This window comes from Paenibacillus sp. 598K, assembly GCF_003851045.1.
GTDB lineage: Bacteria > Bacillota > Bacilli > Paenibacillales > Paenibacillaceae > Paenibacillus_D.
In genome coordinates this window covers 4,668-26,999 of the sequence record NZ_BFBX01000128.1, presented here as the reverse complement: position 1 = coordinate 26,999, position 22,332 = coordinate 4,668, and the positions used below count along the sequence as shown (strand labels likewise).

Sequence of the window (22,332 nt, the reverse complement as noted above, 5' to 3'; positions counted from 1 at the left end):
CCGCCGCTGCATGCTCGGCGGCTGGTACGCGCCGCAGCCGTCCGGCTGGGCTGGCGAGGGCGCTCGCTGGCAACCGTGGCTGCCGGCCTCGGGGGAGCTGGAGCCTGCCGACGCGGCTGCGCTCGCCGCCGCAGATCCGCTCGTCCTGCAGGATTGGCTCAATCTGGCGGTGGAGGAGGCGATCGCGCGCGATCCGGCCGCCGCAGCCGCTGCCGGGGAGCTGACGGGCCGATTGCAGGGCGGCGAGACGATGGAGGACGCCGAGGACTGGTGGGTGGCGGCAGGCTGGAAGCGGGACGACAAGCCGTTCCGGGTGCTGCTGCAGCTGCTGGAGCCGGAGGCGGAGCAGGGCTGGCGGCTCGCGGTGTTGATGCAGGACAAGACGGAGCCGACCACGCGGTACAGGGTCGAGCGTGGGCCTGACGACAGCTGGACGCTATCGACGGAGGAGGAGGGACAGCCTCAGACGCTGCCCGACTCATGGCAGGATCAGCTGGCGGAGACGCTGGAGAAGGAGGAGCGTCGCTGGCTGCGGGTATTCCCCGACTGGGAGGCTGCGGAGCGTCCGGGCCGACTGCGTCTGGACCTGGCCGAGCAGGAGGCGTGGATGTTCCTGGAGACGGGCAGCCTGCAGCTGCTCCAGGCTGGCGGCGCCGTGCTGCTGCCGGGATGGTGGGAGACGGTGCGGAGCCGCAAGCCGCGGCTTAAGGCCAAGATTAAGTCCTCGGTCGGCTCCTCGGAGCAATCGATGTTCGGTCTGGACCAGATCGTCCAGTTCGACTGGAAGCTGGCGGTCGGAGAGCTCGATCTCAGCGAGGAAGACTTCATGCGCATGGTGAGCGACAATCGGCGCCTGCTGCGGATGGGCAATGAATGGGTGCATCTCGACAGCGGCGATCTGAAGCGGCTCCAGCAGTGGATGAAGCGATCCGGCAAAAAGCAGGGGATGACGTTCCGCGAGGTGCTGGAGCTGCATCTGCGAGGCGAATCGATGGAGCTCGCCGATGAGGAGGAGCAGGAGGAGCGTCTGCATACCGAGGTCGAGCTGAGCCGTCATCTCGAGCGCTGGCTGGAGCAACTGCGGACGGTGTCGGAGCTGCCGCTCATCGACAAGCCGCATGCATTCCAAGGGGAGCTGCGACCGTATCAGCTGCAAGGGGTGTCATGGCTGGCATTCCTGCGGCAGTTCGGTCTGGGCGGCTGTCTGGCCGACGATATGGGCCTCGGCAAGACGATCCAGTTCACCGCCTATCTACTCCATGTGCAGGAGATGTCGCAGCGTGCCCGAGCGGCCGGAGCGGAGGCGTCTGCGCTGCCGCCCTCTCTCCTGATCTGCCCGACCTCGGTCATCGGCAACTGGGAAAAGGAGCTGCAGCGGTTCGCGCCGTCGCTCCGCGTCAAGATCCACTATGGACCGCGACGCGCCAAGGGAGAGAACTTCGCCGAATCCGTCGGCGATGCGGATCTGGTTATCACCTCATACGCGCTCGCCCCGCTCGACGAAGAGGAGCTGAGCGGGATCACATGGCATGCGCTCTGTCTGGACGAAGCGCAGAACATCAAGAACATCTACACCAAGCAATCGGCGGCGATTCGGCGGCTGCCCGCTCTGCATCGCATCGCGATGACGGGTACGCCGATGGAGAATCGGCTGACCGAGCTATGGTCGATCCATGATTTCATGAATCCTGGCTATCTCGGCCAACTGGCGAGATTCCGCCGCGAGGTCGTGCAGCCGATCGAGCGGACCCGCGACGCCGAGATGATCCAGCGGCTGCGGCAGTGGGTCAGCCCATTCATGCTAAGACGGCTCAAAAAAGATCCCGCGATCCAACTCGAGCTGCCCGAGAAGCATGAGGGTCGCACTTACATCTCGCTCACGGTAGAGCAGGGCACGCTCTACGAAAATGCGGTCAACGAGCTGCTGGAGAAGCTGAACACGCTGACGCCGATGCAGCGGCGCGGCTTGATCCTCTCGACGCTCACCCGGTTGAAGCAGATCTGCAACCATCCGGCGCTGCTGCTCAAGGATAATCGACTGTCCGCCCAGCATTGGGACCCGCTGCGCTCGAACAAGATGACGCGTCTGCTGGAGATGGTCGAGGAGATCGCTGCCGAGGAGGAGCGCTGTCTCATCTTCACCCAGTTCGTCGGGATGGGACGGATGATCCAGCAGCAGCTCGAGCGTCAATTCGGCTGGCAGGTGCCGTATCTGCACGGCGCTGTGCCCAAGGCCGACCGCGATGCGATGATCGAGACGTTCCAGAGCGGTCAGACCGCTGGCGGAGCCTTCGTCCTCTCGCTTAAGGCAGGCGGCACGGGGCTTAATCTGACGGCGGCGAATCATGTGTTCCACTTTGACCGTTGGTGGAATCCGGCTGTCGAAAACCAGGCGACCGATCGGGCGTTCCGGATCGGCCAGTCGCGCACGGTGCAGGTGCACAAGTTCGTCACGCTCGGTACGCTGGAGGAGCGGATCGATGAGATGATCTCCCGCAAGCAGATGCTCAATGATCAGGTCGTCAGCGCTTCGGAGAGCTGGATTACCGAGCTGTCCAACGACGAGCTGGCTTCCTTGTTCACGCTGCGCAAGTCATTGGTAGACGGGTAACAGAGGACGAATCCGGGAGGGGTGGAGATATGACGGGCAATCACGATCCGAGGCAGCGGCTGAGACAGCTGCAAGCGCGGCTCAAGGCGGAGGTTCCGCCGACGGTCGCAGGCGGGTCTTCGGTCGGAGCCGCCTCAGAGGAGCGGAACGAGACGCTCGCAGACCAGCGCCTGCGCAGCGATGCCGATCCGGCATGGCAGGCGCTCTACGAGGGCGTCCGTCGCTCGGTGTCGGCGCTGCGCTCGCCAGGGACCGAGCGGGAGCGTTAGGGCGGGATGCGGGCTGGGCTAGCTCGGCGGGTGAGCGTTAGGGCGGAGCCTGGCTGGGTCAGAAAGTAGTTAAGGCTGGACTACGCAACGAAGTTCCTTCAGTTGCGTCGTCCCTGCCCGTGAATGCCCCGCCTGGCGCTCTCACGCTTACGGCTCGGACAGCTCGTCGAGCGTCTTGCCGAAGCTGGGGGCCATGTGGGTGAGGAACCACTCGACCTCGGGCATCTCCAGCTTGGCGAGCGCCTGCTCGGTCTGGCCGCGGGCGACCATGAACTCGCGATTGCCTGAGGAGAGCTCGGAGAGACACTTCAGATAGGCGTCGAGCAGGTCTGCGGCTTTGAGGTAGCGAAGCAACTCGCGCGCAGCGTCGGCTTCGGCAGCCGCCGATTCGGACGCCTTCGGCGAGGCCGATGCAGCCGTCGGGTCCGACGCCTCTGGCGAGGCCGATGCAGCCGCTGAGTCGGACGCCTCCTGCGCGGCCGTCGCAGCCGATTCGGACGCTTCCGGCGAATTCGCCTCTGCCGAGCCGGACACCTCCAGCGATGCCACCGCCGAGCCCGACCCGGCCGGCGTAGCGCCAGCCTGGCCTGGCAACAGCAGCGGCTCGTAGGCCTCGCGCAGCGGAGGCGGCACCATGCCGAGCAAGCGCTCGGCCGCCATTCCCTCGATCTCGCGGAAGCTGGCGAGCATTTTTGGGTTGTGGTGCTTGACGGGCGTCGGGATATCGCCGGTGAATACCTCGGTCGCATCGTGGAACAGCGCCATCGCCGCTGCCTTGTCTGCGTTCAACTGCCGTCCGTAGACGCGGTTGCCGATCTCGCACAGCATATGGACGAGCAGCGCGACATGATAGGAGTGCTCGGCGACGGTCTCGCGCGTTGTATTGCGCATCAGACTCCAGCGCTCGATATATTTCAGGCGATACATGTAAGCATAGAAATGACTTTCCATCGACAGTCGATCCCTCCTGTATGCGGATGTCCGGGAGGCACGCGCTTCCGGCATTCCCGTCTATCTTAACAGTCGGGGAGGCGCCTTGTACAGCGACGGGCGAGGCGACGGAAGAGGCGTCGGGGAGATGTCGGAAGCGCACATTGTGTGCTATGATAGAGGAATATTGAGATTGCTTTCAAAGAGGGGAGAGCGTACGTAATTATGCAACACTTCGAACAAAGCGTATACGATCTGATCGTGGAGACATCGACCAATCTGCCGGGCGACGTCAGGAAGGCGATCCGCGCCGCACAGCAGGCTGAGGACCGGGCTACCCGGTCCGGCCTGTCGCTCTCGACGATCGCAGGCAACATCGAGATGGCCGAGACCAAGGTATCGCCGATCTGTCAGGATACCGGGATGCCGACCTTCGTCGTCCACACGCCGATTGGTGCCAATCAGCTGATCATGAAGCAGCAGATCCGCCAGGCGATCGCCCGGGCGACCAAGGACGGCAAGCTGCGCACTAATTCCGTCGACTCGCTCACCGGCGCCAACACCGGAGACAACCTCGGACCGGGTACGCCGGTCATCCACTTCGAGCAGTGGGAGCGCGAGGAGATCGACATCCGTCTCATCCTCAAGGGCGGTGGTTGCGAGAACAAAAATATCCAGTACAGCCTGCCTGCGGAGCTGGAAGGACTGGGCAAAGCGGGACGCGATCTCGACGGCATCCGCAAGTGCATCATGCACGCTGTCTATCAGGCGCAAGGCCAGGGCTGTAGCGCAGGCTTCATCGGCGTCGGCATCGGCGGCGACCGGACGACTGGCTACGAGCTGGCTAAGCAACAACTGTTCCGTCGCGTCGACGATACCAATGAGCATCCCGATCTGGCGGCGATCGAGGAGTACGTCATGACCCATGCCAACCAGCTCGGCATCGGCACAATGGGCTTCGGCGGCGAGGTCACCTTGCTCGGCTGCAAGGTTGGCGTCATGAATCGGCTGCCGGCGAGCTTTTTCGTCTCTGTCGCCTACAACTGCTGGGCTTATCGGAGACAGGGCGTACTGCTGAATGCCGAGAGCGGCAAGATCCTCTCATGGATCTATCCGCAAGGTCAGGAGGTAGCGATGACGGCGGACGAGCCGGCTGCGCCAGCGGCAGGCAGCGATGCGGAGGAGCGCCGCGAGGTTGTGCTGCAGACGCCGATCTCCGAGGAGCAGATCCGCTCGCTGCGTGTCGGAGACATCGTCATCATCAACGGCGAGATGCATACCGGCCGCGACGCCCTGCACAAGCATCTGATGGACCATGACGCGCCGATCGATCTGCAGGGCTCGGTCATCTACCATTGCGGTCCGGTCATGCTCAAGGACGAGTCGGGCTGGCAGGTCAAGGCGGCAGGACCGACGACGAGCATCCGCGAGGAGCCGTATCAAGGCGACATCATCAAGAAATTCGGCATCCGCGCCGTCATCGGCAAGGGCGGCATGGGTCCCAAGACGCTCGCCGCGCTGCAAGAGCATGGAGCCGTCTATCTGAATGCGATCGGCGGCGCTGCGCAATACTATGCCGAATGCTTCAAGCAAGTGAACGGCGTCGACTTCCTCGAGTTCGGCATCCCGGAGGCGATGTGGCACCTGAAGACCGAGGGCTTCGCCGCGATCGTCACGATGGACGCGCACGGCAACAGCCTGCATGCCGACGTCGAGAAGGACTCCTTCGCCAAGCTCTCCGAGCTGAAGGAGCCGGTATTCAAATAATATAGAAACATACAACCCCTAAAAGCGAGGGATGCACCACGCGTTTATTCGGATTGGCCTTTAATCGATGGTTTGAGAAATGGATGTTTTTACTTGTCCCCGGATCTTTGGTTCTGGGGTTTCTTTTTTCCGCGCCCTTGCTGCCCTTCGTCAGTCTGGTGCCGTATCTGTTCGCCTTCGTCACGCTGACGATGGCGATCGGCTGTAGTCTGGAGGCGCTGCGCGTTGTCGTGATGAGGCCGTTGCCGATCGTCTGGTCGCTCTCGGTGGCGCATCTGGCGCTGCCACTCATCGGCTACGGCATGGGCAGTGTGCTGTTCGGTCCGGCCTCGCCGTATACGATCGGCTTCGTGCTGTTCGCGCTCATCCCGCTCGGCGTCTCCTCCGTCATCTGGGTCAGCCTCTCCGGCGGCAGTGTCGCGCTTATGCTGGCGCTGGTCGTCTTCGATTCGGCGCTTAGCCCGCTCGTCGTGCCGGCCGGCATCCGGCTCTTCTTCGGCAGCGGCATCGAGGTCGATACTGCCAAGATGATGAAGGATCTGCTGCTCATCGTCGTCGCGCCGACGGTAGCCGGTGTGCTGCTGCATCATTGGACGAGAGGGCGAATCAACGAAGCGGCGCGGCCGCTGGCGGCGCCGCTGTCCAAGCTATGCTTCGTATCCGTAGTCGCGCTCAACGCCGCCGCCATCGAGCCGTATGTGATCGCTCTGCGGGGCGATCTGCTGCTGTTGGCGCCGGCTGTCGTCGCGCTGGTCGGGATCTGCTATGCAGCAGGCGTCTTCAGCGCGCTGCCGCTGCGCGACCACGAGCTGCTCGTTACGCTGTCGTACGCCTCAGGCATGCGCAACATCTCGCTGGGCATCGTCCTGGCGCTTGGCTACTTCAGCCCGCCCGCCGCCGTTCCTGTCGTGCTGGGGATCATGATCCAGCAGCCGGTGGCGACGCTGCACTTCTACGTTTTACAAAAGTTTAACAAATGGAAGACTGGCGCTGCCGGGCAGAGACAGGTACGATAGGGACGGAAAAGATGTTGGCAAAGGACGGGGTTGGGGATGAATCGGTTTCGCGTAAGGCTCACATTGATCATCGTCGGCATGATCGGCCTGTCGGTGCTGGCGGCAGGCCTCTTCATGGCGCAGACATTCCGCAACAATCATCTCGATGCGCTGCAGGACAACATGATCCGCGAGATGAAAATCATCACCTCGACGATGGAGTGGCCCAGCGGCGAGCCGGAGGCAGTCACCGATTACTTCACGGACAAGGCGGTCGAGCTGAGCGAAATCGCCGGCGTCCGGGTGACGTTCCTGCAGGGCGATGGCACGGTGCTGGGCGACTCCTATCAGGATCCCCGGACGATGGAAAATCACTACAACCGCGAGGAAATCCGCGAAGCCAGGGAGGAAGGCGTCGGCCGCGGCATCCGGATCAGCGACACGACCCATACCAACTCGATGTATGTGGCGATGCAGCTGACGCCGGGCGATGCGAACAGCGATATCATCCGGCTCTCGCTCAGTCTGCTGGAGGTCGATGAGAGCGTCGGTCAGCTATGGACGGTCATCCTGGTCGGTCTGCTCGTGCTGTTCCTGCTGGCGGCGCTCGTCAGCTATCGGATCGCGCGCGGGCTGACGCGCCCGCTGGAGTCGATCACCCGGGTAGCGCAGCGGATACAAAATATGGATTATCAGGCGCGTGTGCCGATCCACAAGTCCGACGAGATTGGCGGCCTCGCCAACGCGATCAATGCGATGGCCGACAGTCTGCAGGGACAGATGCGCCAGCTCAAGCAAAATGAAAGTCGGCTGGAGAGCGTCCTCGACAATATGATCAACGGCATCGTCATGATCGATCGGGACGGCATGATCGTGCTGCTCAACCGGATGGCCGAGGAGGTGCTCGGCTTTTCGGCCAAGGAGCTGGTCGGTCGGCATTTCGCGGAGGCCAAGCAGCAGTACGAGCTCTCGCAGATCATCCAGGAAGGGCTGGAGGAGCGCGAGAATATCCGCGAGGAGATCCCGTTCTACTACCCCGACGAGCGGCTGCTGGAGATTCATCTCGTGCCGGTCTTCCATACGCGCGAGGAGTTCGGCGGCGTCCTGCTCGTGCTGCGCGACGTGACTGAGATCCGCCGTCTGGAGCGGATGCGCAGCGAGTTTGTGGCCAATGTGTCGCATGAGCTGAAGACGCCGATCGCTGCGGTCAAAGGCTTCGCAGAGACGCTGCTGGGCGGCGCGGTCAACGACCCGGCTACGGCCAACTCGTTCCTGCAGATCATCTACGACGAGAGCGAGCGGCTGAACCGGCTGATCGGCGATATCCTCGAGCTGTCCAAGGTCGAGTCGCGGCGTATCCCGCTGCAGCTCTCGCCCGTGGAGATGTCCTCCTTCGTCGCGCGGACGATGGAGTTCATCTCGGCGGAGGCGAGCCGCAAGCATATCCAGCTGGATATGGCGGTGGAGGAAGGCATCTACGTCGAGGCCGACGAGGACCGGCTGCATCAGATTATGATCAATCTGCTGGCCAACGGCGTCAACTATACGCCCGAGGGCGGCAAAGTAACGGTCAGCGTCGAGCCGATTAGCCATCCCGGCATGTCGGATACGGATGATTATGACGCGATTCGGATACGGATCGCCGATACCGGCATTGGCATCCCCAAGAAGGACCTGCCGAGGATCTTCGAGCGCTTCTATCGGGTGGACAAGGCGCGCTCTCGCAGCTCCGGCGGCACCGGGCTTGGCCTGTCGATCGTCAAGCATCTGGTCGAGCTGCACAAGGGGACGATCACAGTCGACAGCTCGCCAGGCGTTGGCTCGACCTTTACGATCGATCTGCCGGTGCTGCATTCGTAGTAATACGGCGGCAGGTGTGGTATATTAGAGTGGAATGATGCGCTCGGGCTGCTCTGAGGGCAGCCTGGCGTACGAACGGACGAGCTTTTCTTAGGCAATACAATACGCGGTAGATTCACGCGCGAAGTTGGAGGTTTTGGATGTCGCAGAGGGTGCTGGTCATCGAGGACGAGCCGACGTTGGCTCGCCTCTTGTCGTACAATTTATCCCAGGAAGGCTACGAGATTACTGTCGTCGATCATGGCGCCGAGGGGCTGCAGACGGCGTTGCAACGCAGCTTTGATCTGATCATCCTGGATATTATGCTGCCGGGGATGAACGGCTTCGAGATCCTCGGCAAGCTGAGGCAGAACGGCGTCGCCACGCCGGTCATCATCCTGACGGCGCGCAATGCCGAGGAGGAGGTCGTCCAGGGGCTGAAGCATGGCGCCGACGACTACATCACCAAGCCATTCGGCGTCGCCGAGCTGCTGGCTCGTGTGTCTGCGGTGCTGCGGCGCACGCGCAACGAGGACGTCAGGCAGCAGGATACGGCGGAGAAGGTGATCGCCGCAGGCGAGCTGTCCATCTATCCAGACAAGTACGAGGTCGTGCTGCATGATGAGGTCATCCCGCTGCGTCCCAAGGAGTTCGAGGTGCTGCTGTATCTGGTGCAGCGGCCGGGCATGGTGATTACGCGCGACGACCTGATGAATGTCGTCTGGGGCTTCGATTATATCGGAGGCCAGCGCACGGTGGATGTTCATGTCAGCTCCTTGCGCAAGAAGCTGGAATTGGGACAGCAGTCGGTCCGCATCGAATCGATCCGGGGCGTCGGCTACAAGCTGGTTATGCCGAAGAGGCTCACAGCACCGAAATAACGGTGGGTGAGTCTTTTTTTGAAAACTTCTTCAATCGAGGAGTGTCATTTATGTCCAAGCTTAGAGGGTCCTCTGATGGGGCCAATACGTTATTAGTCATATCCAGTATCTATGAATCGCTGACGAAGACCGAGAAGAAAATCGCCGACGTCATCCACAAGGACCCGGAGGCTGTCGTCTATGTGACGCTGACCGATCTCGCCGAGATGGCGGGGGTGGGAGAGACCTCGGTGCTGCGGTTATGCCGCAAGATCGGCTTCAAGGGCTACCAGGAGTTCAAGCTGGCGCTCGCGCAGGACCTGGTCGTACCGGTCAGGAACGTCCATAGCCAAATCGACGAAACGGACAATCTCCAGGAAATCGCGGCCAAGATTACAGCGGAGAATACGAAGTCGATCGAAAATACGCTCAATCTGCTCGACATGGGCCAAATGGAAAAGGCAATCGATGCGATCGGCCAATCGAAGAAGCTATACTTTTTTGGCGTCGGCTCTTCGGCGAACACCGCAATGGACGGCAAGTATCGATTTATGCGGCTGGGATACAATACAGAGGTCGTCACCGACCCGCATATTATGGCGATGAACGCGATCCTGATGGAGGAAGGCGACGTACTATTCGCCGTATCTACATCCGGCAGTACGAAGGATATCGTGGACGCTGTCAAAATCGCCAAGCAAAAATCGGTATTCTTCATCTGTCTGACCAGCCATCTGCGCTCGCCGCTGACGCAATATGCCGATGTGGTGCTGCTCTCCAAGTCACGTGAGACGCCGCTGCAGGGAGGCGCATTTTCCTCCAAGCTGTCGCAAATCCATGTGCTGGATATTTTGACAACGGCAACGGCGATGCGTTATCGGACGAAGACTTATGAGGCGCTGGAGAAAACCTCCATGGCCGTTGTCCACAAAATTTATTAAAAGGGATTGAATTGGAGTAAATGTCCGTCATATAATATGAATATGAAGTTTTTATCCATACGTACCTTGGGACGTATGGATTTTTTTTATCGACGAATAGGAGCTGAGCGAAGCCAATGACCAAAATCGTTTATTTGCCTTTGGACGAAAGACCGTGCAATTATGATTATCCTCGCTATTTGGCGGAGATGACAGATTGTCAGCTCGCTGTCCCGAGTCGCGCCATCCTGGGGGATAAGAAGCAGCCTGCCGATACGGAAGCGGTAGCCGAATGGCTGATCCGGGAAGCGGACGGCGCGGACTATGCGATGGTTAGCATCGATATGCTGCTCTATGGCGGCATCGTCCCCTCTCGCCTCCATCGCTTGGAGCTTGCGGAGCTGGAGCGTCGCTTGCACACGTTGCGGGAGATCAAGGCGGCGCATCCTTCGTTGAAGCTGTACGTCTTTCACCTCATCACCCGCGCGCCCGCCTACTCGAGCAGCGAGGAGGAGCCTGACTATTATGCGATATATGGACGCGAGCTGTACGAGTTCGGCTGGCTGACAGACAAGCGCAAGCGCGAGGGGCTGGACACGGCCGAGGAGGCTCGGGTCGCAGAGATTGTGGAGCAGGTGCCGTCTGCGATCTTCGACGATTTCCTCGCTCGGCGTGCAGTGAACAAGCAGATGAATGAACGTTCGGTAGCGCTTGTCGACGAAGGGGTCATCGACTACATGGTCGTGCCGCTCGATGACAACTCGCAGTATGGCTACACCTCCTCCGAGCAGCGCAGCCTCGCTCATCTGATCCAGGAGGGCGAGCTGATGGATCGCATCGCGATCTATCCTGGCGCCGACGAGATCGGATGCACGATGTTCAGCCGGATCTTTTGCGAGATACAGCAGTATGAGCCGCTCATCCATGTCCGTTATTCCTCGACGCTGGGACCTGCGATTATCCCCAAGTATGAGGACCGCAGCCTGAACGAGAGCATCAAGCATCATATCACGGCAGCGGGAGGTTATGTGGCGGATAGCTTCGAGGCTCCGGATATTTATCTGATGGTGCACTCCCCCGCGACCAGCGGCGTATCGGTCGCCGAGACGACGGACCGCTACGACGAGCGGCATCATTCGTACTTCTCCGAGGTCAACCTCCGGGAGTTCGTCAGCGCGATCGCGCGTTATGCCCGGCATGGACGAGTGATGGCGCTCGCCGATGTGGCGCTATGCAATGGCGGGGACGATGTGCTGATGAAGCTGCTCGCAAGGCAAGGCTTGCTCTCGCGGCTGGACGGCTATGCGGCATGGAATACGTCGGGCAATGCGATCGGAACGGTCGTCTCTCACGCGATTATTACCGCCTGCAATCGCGCCCGGACGACGCCTGATACGCAGAAGGAGAGGGCAAGCCGCCGTTATTATTACTATCGATTGCTGGAGGATTGGGCATACCAGGCGGTCGTTCGGCAACGGATTACCGAGGAGTTGTTGCCGGGCGCGGGCGCGTCGTATTTTCAGCTGTCTCATGTACAAGAGCTTGTTGAGACGTGGATCGAGGAGCAGCTGCAGCAGTTTGCCGACGAATACTTGCCTGCCGATCAAGGCAAGCTTACGTTATCGGAGGTTACCATTCCATGGAACCGGATGTTCGAGATTGGCTTCCGGGTGGAGACGTCGAGCTAATTTTGGAGTATTCCCCCGAAATTAAAAAATAAAAAGGAATAATCCTTTACAAGTGGATTCAACGTGAGCTATAATGACATCAGTACTTCACTATTCATGCATACTTAGGGGGATTGAGTGAATGATGTTGAAGCGAAAATGGGTAACGACAACAATGGCACTGGTCATGACGGCTGCACTCGTCGCTTGCGGCAATGGCAACAACGCCACGCCGGGTACAGACACAAACAACAGCGGCGCGGCAGTCAAAAAAACGGAAGTGAGCTTCTGGTATCTGTGGGGCGGCGTGGAGGGCGAATACGTCGAAGAGCTGATCTCGGAGTTCAACGCCAGTCAGGAGCAATATGAGGTAAAAGGACTGTCTGTCCCCGATGTACAAAAAATCATCGTGGCGATCTCCAGCGGCGAAGGCCCGGACGTGACGGACAACTTCAGCAACAATACCGCCTCCTATGTGGAGAAGGGGATGCTGGAGCCGCTCGATGACTATATCGCGCGCGATAACTATGATATCTCGGACTTCGTGCCGGCTGCGCTGGACTCCGGAAAGTACGAGGGCAAGCTGTACGCGCTGCCGATCAACGTCAACTTCAATATGATGTTCTACAACAAAGCGCTGCTCGCAGCCGCCGGCTATGACGGACCGCCTCAAACCGAGGAAGAGCTGCTGGAGTACGCGATCAAGCTGACAGAGACCAATGCTGACGGCACGATCAAGGTCATGGGCTTCCCTGACTTCCCGAATGTGTACTACACCAACAGTATGTCCTTTGCGATGGGCGGCGACTTTATCTCCGAGGACGGCAAGACGTTGACCCCGGATAATGAGGGGATGAAAAAGGCGATCGAGCTGATGCAGGGCTACCGCAAGGAGTTCGGCGCAGACAATGTGTTGAAGTTCAACTCCTCGGCCAAGTATCTGGATGTGACCGACCCCTTCATCCAGGGCAACCAGGCGATCCGCTTCGACGGGCCATGGTTCGGGCATACGGTAAAAAATGTGCTCAAGAAGGAAATCGATTACGGCGTGGCTCCTTATCCGGCTCCGGCCGGGAAGCCTGAGCTTGCCGGCGGCGGCGAGGTAAGCGCATCGACCTTCTTCATCCCGAGCAATGCCAAAAACAAGGACGGCGCCTGGGCTTTCATGAGCTGGCTCATGTCCAAGGAAAATATGGTGAAGTTCAACGACAAATTCGCCAACCTGCCTGCTCGCACATCCGCCTACGACGATCCGGCGCTGCAGGATATCCCTGACTTCCAGGCCTTCGCGGAAGCGGCCAAAAATCCGAATCTGAAGTCGTTCCCGACGTTCGGCGAGCAAGGCGCTTACGGCAAGATCATTACCGATGAGTTCGAGCTGGCCGTCAACTTCAAGAAGACGGCGGAGGAAGCGATGAAATCGATGAAAGACAAGTCCGCCAATCTGTTGAAATAGCCCAACCCGTCCTGTGAAGCGACTGCGGCTGCCGCTTGGCCTGGAGGCGAAACGGCAGCTTGCGCGGCTCAGGCAAAGTAGAGTTCTGGGGGATCAACCATGAAGAAAAATACGTTCATCGGGTTAGCATTTGCGAGCCCCTGGCTGTTAGGCTTTCTCGTATTTACGCTTTATCCGCTGCTGGCGTCCTTTTATTACAGCTTTACGAGCTTTAATATTTTTCAGTCGCCCGAATTTGTCGGCATCGCCAACTATGTCGAGCTGATGGGCGACGAGCTGTTCTGGAAGAGCGTCAACAATACGCTGTACCTGACGGTCGTGAGCACGCCGGTCAACCTGTTTTTTGCCTTGCTGCTGGCGCTGTTGCTCAATACGAAGGTGCGAGGTCTGTCGATCTACCGAACCGTCTACTACATCCCGACGATCGTCCCGCTCGCCGCCACTTCGCTGCTGTGGATGTGGATCCTCAACCCGCAATACGGATTGCTCAACGGCATGCTTGGCGCGCTTGGGCTGCCGGGACCCAACTGGCTCGCGGATCCGGGGCTTAGCAAGTTCTCGCTCGTCATGATGGGACTGTGGGCGTCGGGCAACGTCATGATCATTTTCCTCGCTTCGCTACAGGAGGTGCCGCAGTCGCTCTACGAGTCGTCCCAGATCGATGGAGCCAACAAGTGGCGGCAGTTTTGGAGTATTACGATTCCGACAATCTCGCCGATTATCCTGTTCCAGCTGATCATGCAGGTGATCAACAATTTGCAATATTTCACCCAGGCTTATTTCGTCGTCTCGAGCAGCGCGCTTAATATGCCGGGCAGCGGCGGACCGGAGAATTCGCTCCTCATGTATGCGATGTATTTGTATCACAACGCCTTTATTTATTTCAAAATGGGCAAAGCTTCCGCGATGGCCTGGATTCTGTTCATCATCGCCGGGATCATTACCTGGCTCATCTTTCGCTCTTCGAAAAAATGGGTCACTTACGGAGGCGATTAAATGAAGTCTAGCAAACGAAAGTATAGCCTCCTAGTCCATGGTCTGCTGGTGCTGGCCGGGATCGCATTCCTGGCGCCGTTCGTCTGGATGCTGCTGACCTCGCTCAAGTCGCTGGAGGAGATTTCGACCTTCCCGGTGACGATCTGGCCCGAGACGTTTTTGTGGCGCAACTACACCGATGTGTTCGAGATTATCCCGTTTGCCAAATATTTTTTGAATACGCTGTATGTGACGCTGGCGAGCGTGGCTGGCCAATTGTTCGCTGCGCCGCTCGTCGCCTATTCGATTACGAAGATCGACTGGAGCGGGCGCAAATGGATCTTCCCGATCGTCATTGCTACGATGCTGCTGCCCTTCCAGGTGACGATGATCCCGATCTATATGATTTTCAAGGACATGGGACTGACCGGCAGCTACTGGCCGCTCATTATCCCGACGTTTACAGGGGCGCCGCTTTATATTTTCTTGCTCCGGCAGTTCTTTATGTCGATCCCGGATACGATCATCCAGGCCGCGCGCATCGACGGCGCTTCCGAGTCCCGGATCTATGTGACGATTATTCTTCCGCTCTGTCGTCCGGCGCTGGCTGCCGTTGCGATTTTCACGTTTTTGTACACCTGGTCCGACTTTATGGGACCGCTGTTGTACTTGAACAACGCGGACAAATATACGCTGACGCTTGGCTTGCAAGCCTTCCTCGCAGAGCATTACACAGAGTGGGGGCTGCTGATGGCCGCTTCGGCACTGTTCACCTTGCCTCTCATCATCATGTTCTTTTTTGCACAGAAGCAATTTATTGAAGGGATTACGTTGACAGGGATCAAGGGTTGATGTTTCCGTACGTAAGGAGTGTAACCGATATGAAAAACGAACTCATCCAAACGCTCAGTGGCGGGTTGATCGTCTCCTGTCAAGCCTATGCAGGGGAGCCGCTATACGGCTCCGATACGATGGCCAAGCTGGCTGTCGCCGCTCGCGAAGGGGGAGCTGTCGGCATTCGCGCCAACTCGCCGGAGGATATAGCTGCCATCAAGCAAGCACTCGACCTGCCCGTGATCGGTATCTGGAAGTCCCGGTATGACCATTCGCCGGTCTATATTACCCCTACCCGCAAGGAAGCGATTGCTGTTGCCGAGGCGGGAGCCGATATTATCGCGATCGATGCGACGCCTCGCCGCAGGCCGGCGGACGAACGTCTGACGGATATCATCGATCTGCTCCGCGCCGAGCATCCGCATTGCCTGCTCATGGCCGATGTCTCGACGGTCGAGGAGGGCGTGGCGGCGGAGGCGATGGGCTTCGATATCATCTCGACGACGCTCTCTGGCTACACCGACTATTCGCCGCGTCAGACGGGACCTGATCTGGAGCTGATCGCCAACCTGGCTCCGAGGGTGAAGATTCCGGTATTCGCCGAGGGTCGCATCCAGTCGCCAGAGCAGGCTTCACGGTGTCTACAGCTCGGAGCCTGCGCGGTCGTCATCGGCAGCGCGATTACGCGGCCGGAGGCGATCACGAAGCGATTCGTCGACGGGCTGATCCCCAGGCCCGAGCTGGTCGGAAAGGACTGAGACAGATGCGCGCCGCATTGGGAATCGACCTTGGAGGCACCTATATTAAATGGGGCATCGTCACTGAAGCAGGGGAAGTGCTGCAAGAGGGACAGATGCCGACCGAATCGGATCAGGGACCGGCGGAGCTGCTGAACAAGCTGTCGGCGATTGCGGAGCGGGCGGGCATGGCCTGCCAGGAGCTGCGCATCGCGCTGGACAGCGTGGGGATCGGCACGGCTGGTCAGGTCCAGCGGTCTAGCGGGATCGTCATGGGAGCGACAGCGACGCTGCCCGACTGGGCAGGCGTGCCGCTGGGCGAGCGGATCGGTCGGGAGACCGGGCTGCCCGTCGTGATCGACAACGATGTCAACATGATTGCGACGGGCGAAGCCTGGCTCGGAGCCGGACGGCAGTGGCGCGACTTCCTGTGCGTCGCGCTAGGCACAGGCGTAGGCGGCTGCTGGGTGAGCGAGCGTCAGGTCTATGGCGGCAGAGACGGCTACGCCGGCGAGTTCGGTCATATGGTCATCGCCGTCGACGGCCGCGCGTGCAGCTGCGGCAACCACGGCTGCTGGGAGTCCTATGCCTCCGTTACGGCACTGAAGCGGCTGACTCGCGAGTGGTGGCCAGCGGGACCAAGCGACCAACCCGAGGAGCTGTTCCGCTATGCGCGGGAGGGCGATCCGAGGGCGCTCGCTATCGTTACGCAGTATTGCCGCGATGTCGCGACCGGACTGGCCAATCTGATCCATATCTTCAATCCTCCCGCAATCGTGCTGGGCGGCGCTATCGTGGCCGGTCAGGGCGATTTTTTGCTGGACCGCATCCGGGGCTTGGTGAGCCGACAGACGATGCGGGTCTATCAGCAGCCGGAGCCGGTAGCTATCGCAGCCGCTCAGCTGGGACGGCAAGCCGGCGTCATCGGAGCCGCTCTCGCGGCCATGACGAGCAGACAGCTCTAGGGCTACTTATCATAACGGGATTACGTATCATGCTTGCGGATCTGTGCCTGAGAATCAGTCGAGACCCCATGATCGATACAACGGTATTTTCGAGCAGGATCGAGCTATCCTCAATGCCAAAGGAGAGATCGATTCATGAAAACCCTTCCATTAATGAAAGCCTGTCTAGCCTTGAAAGCTTGTCTAACGATGCTGCTATCTTTCGCGCTGGTTTTTGCGGGCGCTGGCCCGCTCTCACCTGGCAAGGTTAGCGCAGCAGGCGCCAACCTGCTGGCTGGCAAAAGCTACACCTCCAGCTTGGCGGCCGATGCCGCCTATCCCGACAGCGGCGGTCTCGAGCTGACGGACGACATCACGGCGTCGACGCTGCTCGCCGATCCGGCCTGGCAAGGCAGACTGACGCCGGGCAGTTATTCGTTTACGGTGGACCTGGGGGCGGCGCAGTCGTTCCAGCGCTTCGAGGCGGGCTTTTACAAGTATGCTGGCGCGGGTATCCCTGCACCAAGCGGCGTAACGTACAGCTATTCGATCGACGGGACGACGTACGCGACCGCCTGCGTTGTAGGCGAGCAAGGCGGGGGTAGCGATATCGTCCGCCTCGTCTATGGCTGCGAGGTCGATGAGCCGATCCTGGCGCGTTATGTGCAGATGACGGTGAGCGGCGCGCCGGGCACCTGGTCGTTCGTCGACGAGTGGCGCGTGCTGGAGGCTGAGCCGGTCGCTTCGGGGGCCTTGATCCTGAACGGCACCTTCCTGCAGCCGCAGCTCGGCGACCAGTGGAGCGCTGCGGAGTGGGCCGATGAGTTTCAATATATGAAGGATGTCGGGATGGATCATCTCATCCTGCAATGGTCGGCGAATACGGAGTATGGCACGGCGGTCTACCCGACGACTGTACCCGGCCTGACGCAGGAGACGTCGCAGGATGTCGTCGCCAAGGCGCTGCAGATGGGCGAGGCCTACGGCATCGATATCTATATCGGACTGCAGCTCAACCATGAATGGTTCGCGAATTATACGAACGATGTCGCATGGCTCGAGGATGAGGCGGCCGTAGCTGGCGAGCTGATCGAGGATCTGTGGGAGCAGTATGGCAGCTCCGATGCGTTCAAGGGCTGGTACTTAAGCTTCGAGGTGGACAACTGGAATCTGCCGAACGCCGTATCGTGGCAGCGGATGGCTGACTTCTACAATGAGGTGACGACAGCAGCGCATACGGTATCTCCCGGACTGCCGATCATGATCTCGCCGTTCTACAATGTGTCCGGCGGGCTGAATCCAGCCGGGTGGCAGACGATGTGGGAGTATATCCTGAGCCGGACGGACATCGATATCCTCGCCCTGCAGGATGGCGTCGGCGCCGGTCACGCCGAAACAGCCGACTTGGCCGCCTGGTTCGCCGCGACGAGCCAGGCGATCGGTACGGCGAGTCCAGGCACCGCGCTCTGGGCCGATACGGAGACGTTCAACACGGACTTCAAGCCGATGGATGTGCGGCATATGGTAGACAATATGCTGGCTGTCGAGCCGTATGTCAGCCATTATACGAGCTTCAGCTTCAACCATTATATGAGTCCGCAGACGGTCAACCCGCTCTACTATGAGACGTATGCCGACTATGTCGCCTCCGGCATCCTCGATGCTGCAGCCCCGAGCGTGCCAACTGCGCTGACGGCGACGGCAGCTGATCCGATGACCGTGCATCTGGACTGGAGCAGCTCGACAGACGACACGGGCGTCGTCGGCTACCATATCTATCGCGACGGCGAGCTGGTGTATGCGAGCGACACGGCTGCCGCTAGCTACGTCGACAGGCAGCTGATGCCCTCCACCTCCTATGCCTATGCGATCCGTGCCTATGATGCTGCGGGCAATCTGTCGGCGCTGACTGCTGCGGTGGCCGTTACGACTCCAGCCGGCGCGGTCTACCCGAATATCTGGTCGGCCGGCAAGAGCTATACGGCTTCGATGGCGGCTGACGCCGCCTATCCGGATACGGGCGGCACGAAGCTCACCGATGGCATCTATGGCTCGGCCTCGTATGTCGATGGCGCGTGGCAAGGCCGTAATACCGGCAGTCCGTACAGCTTCATCCTTGACCTGGGCGCCGTGCGTCCCTTGCAGGAGCTGAATGCGAGCTTCCTCCAGGTGAAGTCCGTCTATGTGCTGCTGCCCAAGGAGGTGCGATTCTCGGTGTCCAACGACAATATCAGCTATGTCGATGCCGGGATGGTCGAGCGGCCGGCGGTCGGCAGCTCGGATCAGTCCAAGACGTATCGCCTGAGCGGGCTGACCGGCGTCTCGGGTCGCTATGTCAAGGTCGAGGTCGTCCCTAATAGCAGCGCATGGACGTTCATCGACGAGATTCAGGCGCGCAGCTGACAGGTTAAGACCAACTGCAAGCGAGCTGATCATTATTGAAGCGAGAGATTGAAGTGAGAGCCACTGCCCGTTATAATGATTGTCTATAACGAGTGTAACGACAAGAAGCTGCCCATGAGTTCCGTGGACTCGTTGAGCAGCTTCTTTTCTTATGGAAGCCTGTATAAGCTGGGGAGTGATGAGGATGGACATTCGGGAGAGCCGCCGCATGCCGCAGATCGCGATCGGTCTGATCGGCTCGGCATCGGCAGTCGAATCGATGAAAAGCGTAGTCAAGCGATTCCCGACCTTCGCGCCGCTGCTGCGGCAGGCCCGGGACGAACGGGAGGCGGTCGAGGCAGCGGCAGCGCTCGCCGGACAAGCGGAGGTGATCTTGATCGCTGGCGCGCGGCTGCATACGGCGGTGAAGCGGGAGCTGGAGACCGGTATCCCGGTGCTGAACGTCCCGTTGACCGATGTGGCGTTGTATCGCTCGCTCATGATGGCCTGGCAGTCGGGTCAACTGACCGGCGGACTGTCGATCGACTCGCTGACGGCCTCGATGGTCCATCGCGTGCTCGCCGAGCTTGGCTTGGAGCATGTCCCGACTATCGTCTACGACGGGCCGGCGCATGCGACCGAGTCGGAGCTGCTCCGCTTCCATCTGGAGCAGCGCAGTCGTTGCAGCGCTGCGCTCACCGGCGAGGCGTCCGTGGCGGAGGAGCTCGCACGGGCAGGGATCGCGAGCTGGCCGATGGAGCCCTCCAGCCAGGACATCTCCGTCGCCCTCGAGCGCGCCCTCCTGTCCACCGAGTCGAGGCGGAGCAAGGAATCGCAGATGGTCATCGGAATGATCAACATCGACGACTTCCATGGGCTGGTGCAGCATACGCCGAGCGAGCACGAGGTGCAGCGACTGAAGCTGGACATCCACCGACTGCTGCTCGGTTATGTGGCGACGCTCGATGGCTACTTGACGGCGCTGGGCGGCGACGAATACATGTTCATCACGACCCGGGGCATCTTCGAGCGCGAGACCGGCGGGTACAAGATGATCCCGCTGGCTCGCGACGCCAACAAGTCGCATGGCCTCTCGCTGAGCATCGGCGTCGGCTTTGGCGCCTCGGCCAACGAGGCCGGGACCCATGCTCGCGCAGCGCTTCGCAAGGCCAAGGAGGCGGGCGGGAACAGCTGCTTTATCGTGCGCGAGGATCGGACGCTGATCGGACCGCTGGAGATGGCCGACCCGGTCCGCCATATCCTGGCCCCGACCGATGCAGAGCTGATCAAGCGCGCCGAGGACGCGGGGATGACGAGCGCCTACCTGAGCAAGCTGCTCAGCCACAAGGCCCGCTACGGCAAGCTGGACTATACGGTACACGAGCTGGCTGCCTTGCTCGGGATTACCGTGCGCAGCGCCCATCGGCTGCTGCTGCTCTGGACCGACGAGAGGCTCGTGGAGATTGCCGGGATGGAAAAGGTGCCGAAGGGGCGGCCGCGGCAAATTTATCGGTTTGCCTTCTTGCAGGAGAAGTAAGCGTCCGGGCAAAGGGGACGGGTACAGGGGCGCTAGCAAGCAAGGCAGCGGCTGGATGGGATCGCCGGGCATAGCATGGAGGAGTAAAAGAAGCCAAAAGCCAAGAGAAGCCAAGTGATCGTTGCGACTTGGCTTTTTTTGTCGCTATTAAGAGACGATTAAAAGATTTGTCTTTATATAAAAGAACCAATTAAAATAAAGACAGAAACCAGGCTGCCCTCAAAATGCCGGAGAGGCACGGAATCGAATCTGGTAGCCTGAGAAACGCATCCGAGGGAGGAACGACAATGATCACATCGGTACAACAGTTGGAAGATATCTTAAGCAAGCCAAGCGAGGCACTCATCCGCGATCTGTCCAAGGTGGAGGGCGACATCATGGTGCTCGGCGCGGGCGGCAAGATGGGGCCCAGCCTGTCTCGACTGGCTGCGCGCGCGGTCAGGGAAGGCGGGCTCGGGAATAGACGGATCATCGCGGTCTCGCGATTCTCCAGCGCAGAAGCGCGGCGCGAGCTGGAGGAGGGCGGAGTGGAGACGATCGCCTGCGATCTGCTGGACGACCGCGAGCTGACACAGCTGCCGCAGGCGGACAATATCATCTATATGGCCGGCAACAAGTTCGGAACGACCGGCAACGAGCATTTTACCTGGGCGATGAATACGTATCTGCCGGGGCGGGTCGCCGAGCACTTCCGGCATTCGCGCACGGTCGTATTCTCCTCAGGCAACATCTACCCGTTCATGCCGGTCGGCAGCGGCGGCGCCGACGAATCGGTCGCGCCCGAGCCGCTCGGCGAATACGCGCAGTCCTGTCTGGGCCGCGAGCGGATCTTCGAGTACCATGCCCGCAAGAACGGCACGCCGATGGCGATGTACCGGCTCAACTACGCGGTCGACCTGCGATACGGGGTGCTGCTGGAGATCGCTCGCGCCGTCCACGAGGAGCGGCCGGTGGATGTGACGATGGGCCACGCCAACGTGATCTGGCAAGGCGACGCCAACGCAATGGCGCTGCGCTGCCTGACCCTCTGCAGCTCGCCGCCGGCTATCGTCAACATTACCGGTCCGGAGACGGTATCGATCCGCTGGGCGGCTCATGCCTTCGGAGAGCGGATGGGCAAGACTCCGCAGATCGTCGGCAGCGAATCGGAGACGGCGCTGCTCAACAACGCCTCCCGCTCGCACCAGTTGCTCGGCTATCCGGAGATTTCGCTGCTGCAGATGATCGACTGGTTGAGCGACTGGGTACAGGCAGGCGGTCTCACCTGGAATAAACCGACGCATTTTCAGCAACGAAAGGGGAAATTCTAAATGGCAACGAAAACCTTGTCCCCACAGCAGGTGTCGGCGCTGCATGACGGACTCGTCATCCCGGCGCATCCGCTCGCGTTGGATGCCGATCGTCAGCTTGACGAACGTCGTCAGCGGGCGCTGACGCGTTATTATCTCGCCTCAGGCGCAGGCGGCGTCGCGGTCGGCGTACACTCGACCCAGTTCGAGATCCGCGATCCCAAGCACGGTCTCTTCGAGCCGGTGCTGCGGCTGGCTGCGGAGGAGGTGCGGCGGGCGGCGCCGGAGCGGCCGTTCCTGCTGATCGCGGGGATATGCGG

Annotated in this window: 17 protein-coding genes and 1 pseudogene; 17 read left to right on the top strand and 1 reads right to left on the bottom strand. The window is 60.3% G+C overall.

The window, feature by feature from the left end:
- Window positions 1-2,611, top strand: a 2,611-nt coding sequence (locus PA598K_RS29380) for a DEAD/DEAH box helicase (protein WP_260405671.1), incomplete at its 5' end; no start/stop codon positions are given.
- Between the two features lie 29 nt (window positions 2,612-2,640).
- Window positions 2,641-2,880, top strand: coding sequence for a hypothetical protein (locus tag PA598K_RS29375; protein ID WP_128660349.1), 240 nt, complete (start codon window positions 2,641-2,643; stop codon window positions 2,878-2,880).
- Window positions 2,881-3,027: 147 nt separating this feature from the next.
- Here PA598K_RS29375 and yfbR read toward each other — a convergent pair whose 3' ends face one another.
- Window positions 3,028-3,831, bottom strand: a complete 804-nt coding sequence (gene yfbR / locus PA598K_RS39100) for a 5'-deoxynucleotidase (RefSeq protein WP_260405670.1) — start codon at window positions 3,829-3,831, stop codon at window positions 3,028-3,030.
- 204 nt (window positions 3,832-4,035) lie between these two features.
- On the opposite strand from yfbR, the gene PA598K_RS29360 reads away from it, so the two are divergent.
- From PA598K_RS29360 to PA598K_RS29290, 15 genes and pseudogenes are all read left to right on the top strand, one after another.
- Window positions 4,036-5,577, top strand: coding sequence for a fumarate hydratase (locus tag PA598K_RS29360; RefSeq protein WP_128660348.1), 1,542 nt, complete (start codon window positions 4,036-4,038; stop codon window positions 5,575-5,577).
- A gap of 83 nt (window positions 5,578-5,660) precedes the next feature.
- A complete protein-coding gene (locus tag PA598K_RS29355; protein WP_128660347.1) occupies window positions 5,661-6,593 on the top strand; it encodes a bile acid:sodium symporter family protein in 933 nt (310 codons plus the stop codon).
- A 36-nt stretch (window positions 6,594-6,629) separates the two neighbouring features.
- Window positions 6,630-8,432, top strand: coding sequence for a two-component system histidine kinase PnpS (pnpS, locus tag PA598K_RS29350; protein WP_128660346.1), 1,803 nt, complete (start codon window positions 6,630-6,632; stop codon window positions 8,430-8,432).
- 140 nt (window positions 8,433-8,572) lie between these two features.
- Window positions 8,573-9,292, top strand: coding sequence for a response regulator transcription factor (locus tag PA598K_RS29345; protein ID WP_128660345.1), 720 nt, complete (start codon window positions 8,573-8,575; stop codon window positions 9,290-9,292).
- Between the two features lie 50 nt (window positions 9,293-9,342).
- Window positions 9,343-10,212 carry a MurR/RpiR family transcriptional regulator gene (locus tag PA598K_RS29340; protein WP_128660344.1) on the top strand — a complete coding sequence of 290 codons (870 nt, stop codon included), beginning with the start codon at window positions 9,343-9,345 and terminating at the stop codon, window positions 10,210-10,212.
- 116 nt (window positions 10,213-10,328) lie between these two features.
- A complete protein-coding gene (locus PA598K_RS29335) occupies window positions 10,329-11,879 on the top strand; it encodes a DUF4127 family protein (RefSeq protein WP_128660343.1) in 1,551 nt (516 codons plus the stop codon).
- A gap of 121 nt (window positions 11,880-12,000) precedes the next feature.
- On the top strand, window positions 12,001-13,314 hold the full coding sequence (locus tag PA598K_RS29330; RefSeq protein ID WP_128660342.1) for an ABC transporter substrate-binding protein: 1,314 nt from the start codon (window positions 12,001-12,003) through the stop codon (window positions 13,312-13,314).
- A gap of 99 nt (window positions 13,315-13,413) precedes the next feature.
- The gene (locus PA598K_RS29325) at window positions 13,414-14,310 is read left to right on the top strand and encodes a carbohydrate ABC transporter permease (RefSeq protein ID WP_128660341.1); all 897 of its coding nucleotides are present in this window, start codon (window positions 13,414-13,416) and stop codon (window positions 14,308-14,310) included.
- Window positions 14,311-15,141 carry a carbohydrate ABC transporter permease gene (locus PA598K_RS29320; RefSeq protein ID WP_128660340.1) on the top strand — a complete coding sequence of 277 codons (831 nt, stop codon included), beginning with the start codon at window positions 14,311-14,313 and terminating at the stop codon, window positions 15,139-15,141.
- A gap of 29 nt (window positions 15,142-15,170) precedes the next feature.
- Window positions 15,171-15,881, top strand: a complete 711-nt coding sequence (locus PA598K_RS29315) for an N-acetylmannosamine-6-phosphate 2-epimerase (protein ID WP_128660339.1) — start codon at window positions 15,171-15,173, stop codon at window positions 15,879-15,881.
- Between the two features lie 5 nt (window positions 15,882-15,886).
- Complete coding sequence (locus PA598K_RS29310) at window positions 15,887-16,825, top strand: ROK family protein (RefSeq protein WP_128660338.1); 939 nt, start codon at window positions 15,887-15,889, stop codon at window positions 16,823-16,825.
- Window positions 16,826-16,960: 135 nt separating this feature from the next.
- A complete protein-coding gene (locus tag PA598K_RS29305) occupies window positions 16,961-19,207 on the top strand; it encodes a DUF4434 domain-containing protein (RefSeq protein WP_128660337.1) in 2,247 nt (748 codons plus the stop codon).
- Between the two features lie 184 nt (window positions 19,208-19,391).
- Window positions 19,392-20,723 carry a hypothetical protein gene (locus tag PA598K_RS29300; RefSeq protein WP_128660336.1) on the top strand — a complete coding sequence of 444 codons (1,332 nt, stop codon included), beginning with the start codon at window positions 19,392-19,394 and terminating at the stop codon, window positions 20,721-20,723.
- A gap of 290 nt (window positions 20,724-21,013) precedes the next feature.
- Window positions 21,014-22,033 (top strand): NAD-dependent epimerase/dehydratase family protein, encoded by a 1,020-nt coding sequence (locus PA598K_RS29295; RefSeq protein WP_128660381.1) that lies wholly within the window; start codon window positions 21,014-21,016, stop codon window positions 22,031-22,033.
- Window positions 22,034-22,332: pseudogene (locus tag PA598K_RS29290) on the top strand (dihydrodipicolinate synthase family protein); the annotation flags it as partial.